This window comes from Marinagarivorans cellulosilyticus (genome assembly GCF_021655555.1).
In the GTDB taxonomy this organism is placed as follows: Bacteria; Pseudomonadota; Gammaproteobacteria; order Pseudomonadales; family Cellvibrionaceae; genus Marinagarivorans; species Marinagarivorans cellulosilyticus.
The window spans coordinates 3,461,249-3,475,998 of record NZ_AP023086.1 but is presented as its reverse complement, the minus strand read 5'-3'; the positions used below and the strand labels follow the sequence as shown (position 1 = coordinate 3,475,998).

Annotated in this window: 14 protein-coding genes; 8 read left to right on the top strand and 6 right to left on the bottom strand. The window is 48.3% G+C overall.

What is annotated here, in order from left to right:
- The first annotated feature begins 19 nt into the window (after positions 1 to 19).
- The gene (gene coq7 / locus MARGE09_RS13990; protein ID WP_236982855.1) at positions 20 to 688 is read left to right on the top strand and encodes a 2-polyprenyl-3-methyl-6-methoxy-1,4-benzoquinone monooxygenase; all 669 of its coding nucleotides are present in this window, start codon (positions 20 to 22) and stop codon (positions 686 to 688) included.
- On the opposite strand, the gene MARGE09_RS13985 is transcribed toward coq7, so the two are convergent.
- Complete coding sequence (locus tag MARGE09_RS13985) at positions 685 to 1,110, bottom strand: OsmC family protein (RefSeq protein ID WP_236982853.1); 426 nt, start codon at positions 1,108 to 1,110, stop codon at positions 685 to 687. The two genes, coq7 and MARGE09_RS13985, sit on opposite strands and share 4 nt — an antisense overlap.
- A 381-nt stretch (positions 1,111 to 1,491) precedes the next feature.
- On the opposite strand from MARGE09_RS13985, the gene crp reads away from it, so the two are divergent.
- Complete coding sequence (gene crp / locus MARGE09_RS13980; protein ID WP_236982851.1) at positions 1,492 to 2,127, top strand: cAMP-activated global transcriptional regulator CRP; 636 nt, start codon at positions 1,492 to 1,494, stop codon at positions 2,125 to 2,127.
- Between the two features lie 69 nt (positions 2,128 to 2,196).
- Here crp and trpC read toward each other — a convergent pair whose 3' ends face one another.
- The 5 genes from trpC to MARGE09_RS13955 form a co-directional block, all read right to left on the bottom strand.
- Positions 2,197 to 3,006: an indole-3-glycerol phosphate synthase TrpC gene (gene trpC, locus MARGE09_RS13975; protein WP_236982844.1), complete on the bottom strand. Its 810-nt coding sequence runs from the start codon at positions 3,004 to 3,006 to the stop codon at positions 2,197 to 2,199.
- 4 nt (positions 3,007 to 3,010) lie between these two features.
- Positions 3,011 to 4,048 carry an anthranilate phosphoribosyltransferase gene (gene trpD / locus MARGE09_RS13970; RefSeq protein ID WP_236987374.1) on the bottom strand — a complete coding sequence of 346 codons (1,038 nt, stop codon included), beginning with the start codon at positions 4,046 to 4,048 and terminating at the stop codon, positions 3,011 to 3,013.
- Positions 4,049 to 4,054: 6 nt separating this feature from the next.
- On the bottom strand, positions 4,055 to 4,648 hold the full coding sequence (locus MARGE09_RS13965; RefSeq protein WP_236982842.1) for an anthranilate synthase component II: 594 nt from the start codon (positions 4,646 to 4,648) through the stop codon (positions 4,055 to 4,057).
- 54 nt (positions 4,649 to 4,702) lie between these two features.
- Positions 4,703 to 5,476: a hypothetical protein gene (locus MARGE09_RS13960; RefSeq protein WP_236982840.1), complete on the bottom strand. Its 774-nt coding sequence runs from the start codon at positions 5,474 to 5,476 to the stop codon at positions 4,703 to 4,705.
- A 76-nt stretch (positions 5,477 to 5,552) separates the two neighbouring features.
- Positions 5,553 to 6,089, bottom strand: a complete 537-nt coding sequence (locus MARGE09_RS13955) for an outer membrane beta-barrel protein (protein ID WP_236982838.1) — start codon at positions 6,087 to 6,089, stop codon at positions 5,553 to 5,555.
- Positions 6,090 to 6,195: 106 nt separating this feature from the next.
- Between MARGE09_RS13955 and MARGE09_RS13950 the strand changes: the two genes are divergently transcribed.
- From MARGE09_RS13950 to rho, 6 genes are all read left to right on the top strand, one after another.
- Complete coding sequence (locus MARGE09_RS13950; protein ID WP_236982836.1) at positions 6,196 to 6,558, top strand: PilZ domain-containing protein; 363 nt, start codon at positions 6,196 to 6,198, stop codon at positions 6,556 to 6,558.
- Positions 6,559 to 6,646: 88 nt separating this feature from the next.
- On the top strand, positions 6,647 to 7,801 hold the full coding sequence (gene hemW, locus MARGE09_RS13945; protein WP_236982834.1) for a radical SAM family heme chaperone HemW: 1,155 nt from the start codon (positions 6,647 to 6,649) through the stop codon (positions 7,799 to 7,801).
- Positions 7,802 to 7,901: 100 nt separating this feature from the next.
- The gene (locus tag MARGE09_RS13940) at positions 7,902 to 10,202 is read left to right on the top strand and encodes an ATP-binding protein (protein ID WP_236982832.1); all 2,301 of its coding nucleotides are present in this window, start codon (positions 7,902 to 7,904) and stop codon (positions 10,200 to 10,202) included.
- 89 nt (positions 10,203 to 10,291) lie between these two features.
- Positions 10,292 to 12,406: a polyphosphate kinase 1 gene (gene ppk1, locus MARGE09_RS13935; RefSeq protein ID WP_236982830.1), complete on the top strand. Its 2,115-nt coding sequence runs from the start codon at positions 10,292 to 10,294 to the stop codon at positions 12,404 to 12,406.
- A 232-nt stretch (positions 12,407 to 12,638) separates the two neighbouring features.
- A complete protein-coding gene (gene trxA, locus MARGE09_RS13930; RefSeq protein ID WP_236982828.1) occupies positions 12,639 to 12,965 on the top strand; it encodes a thioredoxin TrxA in 327 nt (108 codons plus the stop codon).
- Between the two features lie 458 nt (positions 12,966 to 13,423).
- Positions 13,424 to 14,683, top strand: coding sequence for a transcription termination factor Rho (rho, locus tag MARGE09_RS13925; RefSeq protein WP_236982826.1), 1,260 nt, complete (start codon positions 13,424 to 13,426; stop codon positions 14,681 to 14,683).
- The last annotated feature ends 67 nt before the right edge of the window (positions 14,684 to 14,750 follow it).

Here is a 14,750-nt window from a genome sequence, read left to right as displayed (position 1 = left end):
TAGGTGGAAATCGTGAATTATGCAAAAAAATCATCAAGCCCAAGCATCACTGCGCAATTTATCCTGCCTCGATAACGCCGTGAGCCAATGCGATACCGTATTAAAAACGCTGCTTGGTCAAAAAACAAACAGCCAGCGCCCAAATCCGGCACAGAAAATACCAGAGCCGACCCTAAATGCCGCAGAGAAAATACATAGCGCAGGCTTAATGCGCGTCAATCATACTGGCGAAGTTTGCGCTCAAGCGCTGTACCAAGGGCAAGCACTCACAGCAAAGCTACCCAGCGTAAAAGAAGACATGAAAATGGCAGCTATCGAAGAGGAAGACCATCTCGCCTGGTGCCAAGAGCGCCTCAACGAGCTTGGCGCCACTACTAGCCGGTTCAATGCGCTTTGGTACAGTTTATCTTTTAGCTTGGGCGCAGGGGCCGGCTTAGTCAGCGATAAACTCAGCCTAGGGTTTGTTGCAGCCACAGAGCAACAAGTTTGCAAACACCTAGACAATCACCTTAAAGCGTTACCCCGCAGCGATGATAAATCCAGAGCAATTATTACTCAAATGCGACAAGACGAAGCCGAACATGCGGAAATGGCACTAACGGCAGGAGGCGTTAAATTCCCAGCACCGGTTAAAGCCGCAATGAGTCAAGTCGCCAAAGTAATGACAAGCCTGTCTTATCGCTGTTAAGGCTCAAACTCCACAACTTCAAAGTCATGACTCAAGGCAACACCAGCAGCTTCTAGCATAATGGATGCAGAGCAATACTTCGTCGCAGACAAGTTCACCGCACGCTCAACTTGCGAGGGCTTAAGCGCTTGGCCAGTAACAACAAAGTGCAAATGAATTTTAGTAAACGGCGAAGGCGTACCCTCTGCTCGCTCAGCGCTGAGCTCTACACGACAATCAGTGACCTTTTGACGCGATTTTTTCAAGATAGAAACAATGTCGAAGGAGGCGCAGCCGCCCAAGCCCATCAAGATCATTTCCATTGGCCGCACGGCCAAATTTCGCCCGCCGTGATCAGGGGGGCCGTCCATCAATACTGTGTGCCCACTGCCGGACTCCGCGAGAAACATCGCGCCATCAACCCATTTAACCGTAGCTTGCATAGAAATAACTCCAAACGCTTAATATTCAACCGCCCCAAGGCGAAAGGCGTGCAAGACTACCACAGAGCCTTTTAAATTTGCGTAAAAAACTGTGTGGTCTATAACAAAATGGACACCCCTGCGATAGCCAACCTATACTCTAATAAGCATAATACTGCGCGCAGCAATTCACCCATTGCAAACAGGGTCTATAATTTCAATTGAGCTGCAATTCGGTTTACGCAAAGGTGTTTTACGAGTAGGGTTACTTACCCGGTTAGATTTTCTCTTTTAATACGTTGTAATATAGGAGAACGGTGCTTACTCACCTTGTTTAGCTGCTAATGAGCTTTGTCTTGTAAAACATTCACAGACACCGATTACTTAATGAGGAAAGTCGTTTTGGTTGCCATCCCACATACGCCACATATAAATAACCTCGAGGGGTTTCTTGCGCACTGCCATCGTCGTCGTTACCCAGCGAAAAGTACTTTAATTTACGCTGGCGACAATAGTGATTCGCTGTATTACATTATTAAAGGTTCGGTTACTGTCCTTATTGAAGACGACGAAGGCCGCGAAATGATTGTTGCCTACCTCAATGATGGCGACTTTTTTGGTGAAATGGGGTTGTTCGACGACAAAGACCCCCGCAGCGCTTGGGTTCGCGCTAAGACCGAATGCGAAATAGCCGAAATTAGCTATGCAAAATTTATGGAGCTAAGCCAAACCAGCCCCGAGTATTTCTTTTCGCTAAGTGCTCAAATGGCCCACCGCTTGCGCGCCACCACACGAAAAGTGGGCGACCTCGCCTTTTTGGATGTGACCGGTCGGGTAGCCCGCACACTGCTGGATCTTTGCAAAGAACCCGACGCGATGACTCACCCTGACGGCATGCAAATTAAAATCACTCGCCAAGAAATAGGCCGTATTGTTGGCTGCTCTCGCGAAATGGTTGGCCGAGTACTAAAAACCTTGGAGCTTCAGGGTTTAGTCTCGGTAAAAGGGAAAACGATGGTCGTCTACGGTACCCGTTAGAACTAAATCATCAGTCATAAAAAAAGCCCCCTCGGCATACACCTAGGGGGCTTTTTTATTGCCTCATTGTTAAACCACCGCCTCGCGAAACAGCTCAGCAAGCTTTTCACCAGGGTCTGGCGCGCGCATAAATGACTCCCCCACAAGAAAGCCATAAATATCTTTGGCCCGCATAGCCGCAACATCAGCAGCAGTAAAGATGCCACTTTCAGTAATAACATGCCGCCCTTTTGGCACCATATCCAACAACTCGAATGTTGTATCGAGTGACACGTCAAATGTGTGCAGGTTCCGGTTATTAATGCCGACCAAGGGATTATCCAGCATCAATGCCTGCTCCATCTCTGCCGCATTATGCACTTCTATCAGCACATCCAGCCCTAACGCTATAGCCTGTTGATGCAGATCGTTAAGCTGTTGCTGCTCTAGCGCGGCCACAATTAAAAGCACACAATCCGCGCCCAAGGCGCGAGATTGGGTAATCTGGTAACTATCGACCATGAAGTCTTTACGTATTACTGGCAACGCAACCGCGTCACGGGCCTGCTGCATAAATGCATTACTGCCCTGAAAGAAGTCTTTGTCCGTCAACACTGACAAACAAGCGGCGCCGCCTTTGGCATAGCTTAGTGCCAAGGCTTCGGGGTTAAAATCTTCGCGGATAACGCCCTTGCTCGGCGAAGCTTTTTTAATCTCTGCAATAACGGCATTTTGTTTATTTTCAATACGCTGAATTAATGCATTGGCGAAGCCCCGCGCGGGCGGCTGAGCATCGGCAACGGCCAATAACGCAGCCTCGGATCGAGCCAACTTAGCCTCAGATACCTCTTCATGTTTACGCGCAATAATTTTTTTTAGTATTGTTGGTGTATCAGTCACTAACTTAGGCCTCTTCGAAACACGCGGTCATTTCGACCAATTCTTTTAATTTTTCGCCCGCCAACCCCGTTGCCAAAGTATCTTGCGCTAGCGCTACACCTTCTGAGTAAGAATCAGCAACACCCGCCACATACAAAGCCGCACCGGCATTAATCGCCACCATATCACTCGCTTTTTGAATGCGCTCACCGCCGGCATTACCGAGCACGCCGCGCACAAGCTCTAACGACTCTTGCGCATCTTTAACGGTTAAACCATCAAGGTTTTGGGGTTCAATGCCAGATGCCCCTGGGTAAATTTCATATTCACTCACAACACCTTCTTTTAGCTCAGCTACATGCGTGTTCACCGCTAAAGAAATCTCGTCCAAACCATCGTCAGCGCTAACAACCATCACATGCTCGCTACCTAGGGCCTGCAGTACCTCAGCCAAGGGCCGGCAGAGTGTTTTATCAAATACACCAAGCACTTGGCGCTTGGCGCCAGCGGGGTTAGTTAAAGGACCTAACACGTTAAAAATAGTGCGCAAACCTAGCTCTTTACGCGGGCCAATAGCGTGCTTCATTGCGCTGTGATGCGCTGGGGCAAACATAAAGCCAACACCAATACTCTCGACACACTTTGATACCTGCTCGGCATCGATATTTAAATTAACGCCCGCCGCCTCGAGTAAATCAGCACTGCCCGTGGAGCTCGTAATTGAACGATTGCCGTGCTTCGCAACATAACCGCCAGCTGCGGCCACGACAAAGGCTGCAGCGGTAGACACATTAAATAGCCCTGCACCATCGCCCCCAGTTCCGCAGGTATCTACAATAATTGGGACATTAACATTAACAGGGGCGGCTAATCGGCGCATAACCTGCGCCGCACCGGTAATCTCTTCAACGGTTTCGCCCTTCATCGTTAGCGCAACTAAGAAGCCGCCGATTTGTGCTTGGGTCGCCTCACCCGTCATGATCTGTGTCATCACTGCGCTCATGGCTTCGCGACTTAAAGACTGCCCTGCCATTAACTGGGCTATTGCTACTTTGATATCCATCATGGTCTAAACCAAATTGTGAAAAGTTAAAAAGTTTTTAAGGAGCGCGTGACCGTGCTCACTCAATACGGATTCTGGGTGAAACTGGACCCCGTAAACAGGGAGTTCTCGATGCGATAAGGCCATAATATCTGGCGCTGAGCAAGCATCAACCCAAGCGTCAACCCTTAAAGACTCTGGCAAAGTCACCGACTCAACAACCAACGAATGATAGCGAGTAACAAGGAAACTCGAGGGTAAGCCTTTAAATAACGCGCCCCCTTCGTGGCGAATTAACGAGGTTTTACCGTGCATTACCTTATCAGCGCGAACAACCTTAGCACCAAAAGCCTGAGCAATTGCCTGATGCCCCAAACAAACCCCCAACACGGGAACTTGCAAAGAAAAGTGCTCAATTGCCTTAAGCGTAATGCCTGCATCGTTCGGCGTACAAGGCCCTGGCGAAATCACAAGGCCCGCAGGCTTTAGCGCTTCAAGTTCAGTTAACGATGCAGCGTCATTCTTAACAACTAGCGGCGACGCCCCTAGCTCCTCAAGATAGCGAACAACGTTATAAGTAAACGAGTCGTAATTATCAATAACCAGCAAACGCTTGCGCATGCTACCTGCTCTTAAAAAAGCGGTATTGTACGCCAGCTTAGACGCCGCCGAAACTCAAGCGGCTAAAGCCTGAAGGTGCTGCGTCCCAGGGTGGCGCTCAATCTGCCGGTAAGCGCTTTTTAGCGCAGGCTTTAAATACTTCTTTACATGCTTAGCCACAAAGCGCCGATCTATGTTTTGCAGATAACAAAATAGCGCCAATGCATAGACGCACTCGCTCTCAGATAAGCTCGCCAGCCGATTTGCCCGAGGGTTATAGCATTTAGCACAACTCCCCCTAAAGCTATAAGCTGAGTTTGCCACCATGACCCCGAAGCCCATAAAAACAGCCAAAACTTCAGCCGCCTGTAAAAAATACTCTTGCCCACCAGGTGGCGTAAGCTGGCTTTGCCAAAGCATATGCTGCGCAACACCATGCCCCATTGTCGCTACCAGGTCTTGAGGTTTTGCCACTTGGTCTGGCGTATAAGTCATTAGCAACTCTAATGGCCCGCTCGCTGGCACCAGCGTTTGAACATCGTCATCGCCACGCACCGCGGGGTTCAAACCCAGCAACGGGGGTTGCATCGCTACAAATTGCGAAGGCGGCACCAAGCGCCAGGGCCACCCTTGCAGGCCACCATAACCCACCACTTGGCCAAAAACATATTGCGCCATACCGTCGATACTTTCGACTTTCTTGGGGAAAAAATCGTTGGTCGGCAGAACTAAAGGCGTAGACTCCCTAAAACGCTTTACATCAAAATTCTGCATCGCCCAACTAAAACACTCGGCGAGCCAATCGGCTGTTTCATCCGAAACGGCTGCGCGCGATAACCATTGCCACATATTCTTATCCAAAACACGCCAGCGAAATCGCTAGCGGCACATTTTAGGCGTACAGCAAATACGCCTACGCATTCAATTAAAAGGTATAGCTCACACCAACAGATACCATAGAAACATCTTCAAACTCACCGACGTTAAAATATTCGTACTCAAGGCGAGCATCTATATCAAGCAAACCCACCATAACGCCAATACCATAAGCTAAATCGTAACCGTCGTCTTCACCCTTAACGTTCTCGATAGAGGCTTCACTTTGCCACATAAAACCGCCAACCTTGCCGAACACGCTAGCCGGCCCAAGGCTCAAGTGCAGCAGGCCAAAACCACTGAAACCATCGACTTCAACGTAAGTACCGCTATTGCCATCGATTCGACCAAAGTCGATATAAGCAGCCTCGACGGCGGCTAACGAAAAACGGTAGCCACCAAATATTTTCATTCCTGTGTCGCTATCACTAAGGTCGACCTCTTTCGGGTCAAAGCTGATGCTCCCGCTTGGCTCGTTATACTCAATAGACGACTGGCCAGCCCCAACACCAATATAAGCGCCCGCAGATGCCGAGGTTGAAGCCGCAAAAATGACCACCCCTGCAAAATATTTAACTATCCCCATGGGATCTCCTGATTAATAGGTTCAACAACCACGCCATGAAAACGTGCATTTATACATGAAGCAAACTAGTGTTTAAGGGTATACCACTACCTACAGCAGGTGCCTTATGTCGAACATCAACGACCGCCGATTACTTCAGCGCACTAACCTCGCGCTTTATTTAAAAGTGCTAAACGCCGATAGCGAACAACTGCTTGGCAATATTATAGATATTAACGTGTGTGGCTTTTTACTACTAACAAAGCAAACATTGCAACCACAAACCGTTTTTAATGTAAAAATCGAGCTTCCTGAAGAATTTGCACCAGAAACCTTCGCACGCTGCACAGCCATTATTCGACGGGCCGATGCCAGCATCAACCCCAGCTTTTATGAAGCCGGCTTTGAAATTACCGACATTACACCCCAAGCGCGCGATCAAATAGAACAGCTGGAGCAAGCGCTGCTGCTTAAATTTGGCCCAGAATAAAAACATGGGGCGCAAGCGCTGCCCTCACTGCAGCCATTCGCGCTTTGGCAGGGTATGATAACGCTTTATTCCACTATGATTTACCCTAATGCGCGCAGCCAACACCACCGATATCCCCTTAAGCTTGTATGTCCACATCCCTTGGTGTGTTAAAAAGTGTCCATATTGCGATTTCAACTCACATGTATCGCAATCGCCCATTCCAGAGCAGCAATACACAGAGCACCTAACTGCAGACCTTACAGAAGAGGCCAAGTATGGCTCTGGCCGGCGACTATCGTCGATATTTTTTGGCGGCGGAACCCCCAGCCTTTTCAGCCCACAAGCTATCGGCAGAATTATTCATGCCGCGCAAGAATCCCTAGGCTTTACCGCTGACATTGAAATCACGCTTGAAGCCAACCCCGGCACCACTGAATACACTGATTTTGGCGCTTTACGTGATGCCGGCGTTAATCGGCTCTCGATTGGCATACAAACATTCAATACCCAGCACCTCAAAGCCCTTGGCCGTATACACTCAGAGGAAGAAGCCATAAACGCTTTCCGCAAAGCTCGCGATGCAGGCTTTAATAACATCAACATCGATTTAATGCACGGGCTTCCCAACCAAAGCCAAGCCCAGGCAATGCTGGATTTAACCACTGCGATAGAACTCCAACCCGAGCATATTTCTTGGTATCAACTCACCATCGAACCCAACACCATTTTTTATAACGCTCCTCCTGCGCTACCTAATGAAGACACACTTTCCGACATTCAAGACCAAGGGGAAGTTTTATTAGCCGAACATGGCTACCAACAGTACGAGGTTTCGGCTTACGCCAAAAACAATCAGCATGCCAAACACAACATGAATTATTGGCAATTTGGCGACTACCTCGGTATTGGCGCTGGCGCCCACGGTAAAGTAACCACTTCCGACGGCCACATAGAACGCTACCGAAAAACCCGCTTGCCTGCGGATTATCTCAATGCTGAAAAAGCCAAAACCGTAGGGCGCAGTGTAGTACCGGCACAAAGGCTGCCGCTTGAGTTCATGATGAACGCTCTACGCCTACCACAGGGTATCCAATCACAACTGTTTGAACAACGCACAGGCTTACCGCTAGCTACCGTAATGCCACAGCTTCAACAATTGCAAACAGAAGGCCTTATTGAAGCCGGGGAGCACATCCGCCCTACCACACTTGGTTTTCGCTTTTTAAATACGGTTTTAAGTCGCTTTAACGAAGAAGCCTAAGCCTCAAAGGACCACCAAACATAAGCACTGCTACACTCTAAACTAGAGTGCGCCGGCGTATACCGCGCTGGCAAATATTAACAGGCAGGGCTTCGGGATCGTGACGTTACTTCAAACGTACCAACACCAACCTCTCGCACGCAAGCTCGCCATATTGGTGCTGCTGTGCGGTATCAGCATAGCTGCACTATCCCTTACCATAAGAACGCTAGCAGACTACTCTGCGCTGCGAACCCAACTGTTCGAGCGAATGGATGCAACGATAGAGCAAGAAAGCCAAGCACTCATTGACGCCATTCACCACAACGAGCCACAAGCACTGCAACAAACGCTCGACAAACTGGCAGCAACACCACCGCTATCTCAACTGCAAATATCTTGGCAAACGCACTCAAGCAAACCAGTCTTCACCAGCCAAAAAACACCGGCTGCACGGGTGAGTAGCCGCCTTTATCGCTTCAACATACCCAACAAGGCCGCCACAATTGTAACGCTTAGCGCTCACTACAGTGCCGAACAGCTCTACAGCCGTTTATGGCACAACCTTAGCCGTAACTTGCTTCTTGAGATTTTCAGTATCATTGCCATCGCTGGCACATTGTTTTGGCTGGTAGGCCAACAAATTGTGCGGCCACTCGAAATCATCGCTCGGCATGCGCGCAATATGAATCTCGATAAAATTCAAAACCCCCTATTCGATATTCAACGACTGCGAACCCGAGATGAACTCAGCGAAGTTTGCCAAGCCCTCGAGCACCTCCGCCTTTCTGTCCTCAAAGAGTTAGAGCAACGGCAAGCCATAGAACTTGCATTGATGATGGAAAAAGAAGAAAAGTTAATTTCGCGTAAACAGCAATTAGATGCCGAAGCTGCCAATCGCGCCAAAAGCCAATTTATTGCCACCATGAGCCACGAGATCAGAACCCCCATGAATGGCATTATCGGTATGACAGAGCTTTTACGAAGCACGCCGTTGCTCAGCAGCCAAATCAATCAAGTGGATATCATTAACCGCTCAGGCGAATCCCTGCTCGCAATTATTAACGATATTTTAGATTATTCGAAAATCGAAGCCGGAAAAATGGTGTTAGAAGAACACCCTCTTGCATTAGATACGGTTATTGGCGATTGCCTAGCCCTATTCCACGCCTCGGGTAAATACTCGAACCTAAAGCTATACAGCTGCATTCACGACGACGTACCCAACCACTTTATCGGCGATGCAACTCGGCTACGGCAAATATTGGTTAACCTTATAGGCAATGCCTGCAAATTTACGCCTGAAGGCTCGGTTGCTATCGATGTCGAAATTAGCGCGCCGGCGCCTGAACACCCCATGCTTCGCTTTAGCGTGAGTGATACCGGTATTGGTATCAAGTCAGAAACAGCTTCAACATTATTTGAAGCCTTCAGCCAAGCCGACTCATCCACTACGCGGGAATATGGCGGCACAGGTCTTGGCTTAGCCATATCAAAACAACTCGCCCACCTAATGGGCGGCGATATCGGCGCAACGAGCCAAGAAGGCAACGGGTCGACATTTTGGTTTACCGTACAATTAGCAATAGACACAGCGCAGAACACGGCACACCAACAGCAAAATAAATTACCCGAAATTTTTGTAGCCTGTACCGATAGCGCGGTTATGCGCATAGCACAACAAGTGGCTCACAAAGTACATCCGTTAGATAAAAGCCTGCCCACCCAACGAGCACAGCACCTTGCGCACCCAATCTTATGGGATGGTTCAGAAGGACATCAAAATGACATTACCACTATTGTTACCAACCAAAACGTAAAACTATACATCCCCGCCAACCAAACCAGGGCTATAGAGCAATGGCAAAAAAAGGCCGATGTTTGCCCCATCAGCACACCGCTTTCGGTACAAAGCCTGCTAAATGCCATTCGCCAACCCCCATCAAAAAACGAAGCCTCCATGCACTCGCTGAAACCAGATATACAGCTTTCACACTTATCAGCACTGGTTGCCGAAGATAATATTGTGAATCAAATGGTGATAGAGGGCATGCTGAACAAACTGGGGATTAACTGCGTATTATGTGAAAATGGTCAAGTGGCTTTAAAGCGACTACTCACCGAAAAGCAGATATTCAACATCGTATTGATGGATTGCGAAATGCCGATTATGGATGGCTTTGAAGCCACCCGCCGTATACGTGAGTGGGAGGTGAACAATCAAGCTTCACCGCACATTATTATTGCTCTTACCGCCCACACCGAGGCAGAGCATCGCCAGCGGGTTTCAGATAGTGGCATGGATCTTTACTTAAGCAAGCCACTAACACTCGCAAGGCTACAAGAAACACTAAGCCAATTAACACCCAGGCGGCAAATCGCACAACTGTCACATAATGGCACCTATAATGCTAAGCCATAACTGCAAACACTAGCGTTGCCCATATCAGGCTCAAACGATATAAGTAAATGCGATAAAACGTGCAATTAACAGGTAAGCAAGATACCCCAATGACGAACTCCGACCTACCCACCGAAAAATCAACGCCCACACAAGAAGATACGCCCAACTTTGACCAACACGAATACTATATAAACCGAGAATTAAGCAACCTACAATTCAACCAACGCGTTTTAGCGCAAGCATTAGTTGAGACGCATCCGATACTTGAGCGGTTAAAATACTTGCTTATTTCGGCATCCAACATGGATGAGTTTTTTGAAATACGTGTTGCCGGTTTAATGCAGCGCATACTCTTTGAGCGAGAAGTCATCGGCCCTGATGGAATGCAAACGGCGGAGCTTCTTAATCGCATTAGTCAAACGGTGCACACCTTAGTTGACGAGCAATATCGCATCCTTAACGAGGTGATCATTCCGGCGCTGCATGACGAAGGCATCCGCTTTTTGCGCCGCAGCCAATGGACAAGCGAACAAGAGTGCTGGATAGAAGATTACGTTAACCGCGAAATTTTGCCGCTGGTCAGCCCCATAGGCCTCGACCCTGCGCACCCATTCCCGCGCTTAGTTAATAAAAGCTTGAACTTTATTGTCGACCTAGAAGGTAAAGATGCCTTTGGTCGCGAGCTAGGGCTGGCGATACTCCCAGCCCCACGCTCACTTCCACGCATGATCTCACTGCCAGATAACATCAGCGAAAGCGGACATGACTTTGTTTTCCTCTCATCCATGATTCACGCGCACGCAGACAAACTATTCCCCGGCATGAAAGTGAACGGCTGCTATCAATTCCGTATCACCCGCAATGCTGACTTAGACGTTGATGTGGAGGGCGTTGCAGACCTAGCCATCACCTTAAAGGGCGAACTTCATTCTCGCCGCTTTGGCACTGCCGTTAGACTTGAAGTGGCCGATAACTGCCCAACCGAGCTCACTGATATATTGCTCCGAGAAGTCGGTTTAACTGAAGAGCACTTATACCGCGTTAATGGTCCAGTTAACCTGAAACGCCTCATGCGCCTGCCCTCGATTATTGGTCGAGCAGACCTTCTCTTTCCTCCTTTTACTCCTAGCATCCCAAAAGGCCTCTCTCGTAAAGATAATATTTTTGACGCCATATCAAAACGCAGCTTCCTATTGCTGCACCCGTTTCAGTCGTTTTCCCCTGTTATTCAACTTTTGCGGCAAGCCGCAAAAGATCCAGCGGTGGCAGCGATCAAGCAAACGCTATATAGAACAGGCAATGAATCGGCCGTTGTGCATGCACTACTAGAAGCCGCGCGCAATGGTAAGGAAGTCACCGTTATTGTTGAACTTCGCGCTCGCTTTGACGAGGAAGAAAACTTAGAACTGGCCAGCCGACTGCAAGAAGCCGGCGCCGTTGTGGTTTACGGCGTGGTCGATTACAAGACCCATGCAAAAATGATCTTGATTGTCCGGCGTGAAAACGGCGAGCTAAAACGCTATTGCCACTTAGGTACCGGCAACTATCACAGCGGCAATGCTCGCCTTTATACCGATTACTCGTACCTAAGTGCAGAGCCGGAACTTTGCGAGGATGTGCACAAAGTCTTTCAGCAATTAACAGGCATGGGCAAAACCGAGCGCATGAATAAAATCATTTATGCGCCATTCACCCTAAAAAGACAATTGATCAAGATGATCGACAATGAAGCCAAAGCTGTGCAAGAAGGCAAACCTGCGCACATTATACTTAAGTGCAATGGCCTAACTGAGCCAAAGGTGATTCAAGCGCTGTACAAAGCCTCCCGCGCAGGCGTGACCATAGACCTAATTATTCGAGGCATGTGCTCGTTGCGCACAGGTATTGCTGGGGTCAGTGAGAACATTCGCGTCTTTTCTGTAATCGGGCGATTCCTAGAGCATACTCGCGTGTATTACTTTGCGAACGCCAAAAGTCGAGTTTACTGTGCCAGCGCCGATTTAATGGAGCGCAACCTTAACCGCCGTGTTGAAACTTGCTTCCCCATCGAAGACGACAGCATGGTCGAGCGGGTGCTTAACGAACTAAAGCTTTACATTAATGACGGAGAACAACGGTGGCAGCTTCAGCCAGACGGGAACTATTTGCTTGAACAGCAACCTAACACCCCGTCAGCACAATCAGAGCTACTAAAACAGCTTTCTGGACTTGGAAAATTGTAATTAGCCCTTATTTAAACGACGTGACCCTATTCGATCTTGCTCGGGCGTTTGCACGAGCACCGATTTAAACGTAGAATTTGCCGTCATTTCGTATTACATTCCGTACAAATAATACGTACTGTTCGGCCCGATTAACCCTGAAAAGAACTTACTGCCAAAATTAAGGTTGTCAGCCACTATACGACTCCTTATGATTGCGCGGGTTTGTACACATATTCTCGGAGATAAAACTATGAGCGATGCAATCGTTACCCTAAGCGATGCCAACTTTGAAGAAGAAGTTAAACAAGCAGAAGGTCCTGTACTGGTTGACTTCTGGGCACCTTGGTGCGGCCCCTGTAAAATGATCGCTCCAGTACTTGAAGAGCTTGCAGGCGAGTACGCAGGCCAAATTAAAATTGGAAAAATGGATGTAGACGCGAATAAAGAAACCTCCGCCAAGCTAGGTATTCGCGGCATTCCAACACTAACCATCTTTAAAAACGGCAATGCCGAGAGCACCAAAGTTGGTGCCCTTTCTAAGGCGCAACTAAAAGCCTTTATTGATGCTGCAATCTAAATTATTGTTGAGGCCTGCATAAGCGGGCCTTTTCTTTTTTGCACACTACGCAAATTACCGCTATACTGAAGTTCATTGAGATTAAGCCATCTCGCTATGTCTGCCAATCCTAGGCGTCTCGCATACCACCTCTGAAGACAATCCTTTTTGATTATTCATCAGTAGCTGCGTGATAGATCTCACACGAAACTTCAATTTCTCAAATAAAAATACCCACTTCTTATTAACCCTACGTTTGTGCTGCCCCAAAACAGAGTCTATGTTTAAGGCATCAACGAACCCTACGATAAAAACCACATATCATGCCGCAATCTTGCAATACACCACCTAGCGATCAAACTGAAAAAAAAGCCACTACCTCTGAGACTCAAGCTCAAGCTCCAGCGAAACCGCAGAGACAGCGCCACCAAGGTCGCCCCAAACAAGCCCCACAAAAGAAAGGCGAGCCAGGCGTTCAAATGAGCCTGACCGACCTAAAGAAAAAATCCATTGAAGAATTAATCGAGATGGCCGCCGCTTTAGGCATGGAAAGTTTGGCGCGCTCACGCAAGCAGGATGTCATCTTTAACTTACTAAAGCGCCACGCTAAAAGCGGCGAAGACATTTACGGCGACGGGGTGCTTGAGATACTGCAAGACGGCTTTGGTTTTTTACGATCTGCAGGATCCTCTTACTTGGCAGGCCCGGACGACATTTATGTCTCACCCAGCCAAATTCGACGCTTCAACTTGCGTACCGGCGATACCATTTCGGGCAAAATACGCCCCCCAAAAGATGGCGAACGCTACTTTGCACTATTAAAAGTTAACGAAATCAATTTCGACAAACCCGAAAACTCTCGCAACAAAATTCTTTTCGAAAACTTAACGCCACTTTTCCCGCAAGACCGAATGGTCCTAGAAGTTGGCAACGGCTCAACTGAAGATTTAACTGGCCGCATTATCGATTTAGTATCGCCAATTGGGAAGGGTCAGCGCGGCCTAATTGTCGCCCCCCCTAAAGCGGGCAAAACAATCATGATGCAAAACATAGCGCAGGCAATTACCCGCAACAATCCAGAGTGTCATCTTATTGTGCTGCTCATTGATGAGCGTCCCGAAGAAGTTACCGAGATGCAGCGCTCTGTGCGCGGCGAAGTGGTAGCCTCAACCTTTGACGAGCCGCCAGCACGACACGTACAAGTTGCAGATATGGTTATCGAGCGCGCAAAGCGCCTTGTTGAACATAAAAAAGATGTCGTAATCCTTCTGGACTCCGTCACACGACTAGCACGTGCGTATAACACCGTTATTCCATCATCAGGCAAAGTACTAACCGGCGGTGTCGATGCTCACGCCCTCGAAAAGCCCAAGCGCTTTTTTGGCGCCGCGCGAAACATCGAAGAAGGTGGCAGCCTTTCAATTGTTGCAACCGCACTGATCGATACCGGCTCAAAAATGGATGAAGTGATCTACGAAGAATTTAAAGGCACCGGCAACATGGAGCTGCACTTAGATCGAAAAATGGCAGAACGACGCATCTACCCAGCCATTAATATTCGACGCTCCGGAACACGCCGCGAAGATCTTCTAATGAGCGAAGGCGAATTATCAAGAATGTGGATTCTCAGAAAAATCCTCAATGACATGGAAGATATTGCAGCAACAGAATTCCTTGCCGACAAATTAAAAGCGCACAAAACTAACGACGAATTCTTCCTATCCATGAAGAGTAAATAATTATTTTTGTACGCAATTGGCCGCACCAGCGGCAATTTTAACCAAACACCAAGGGCCTAATAGGCCC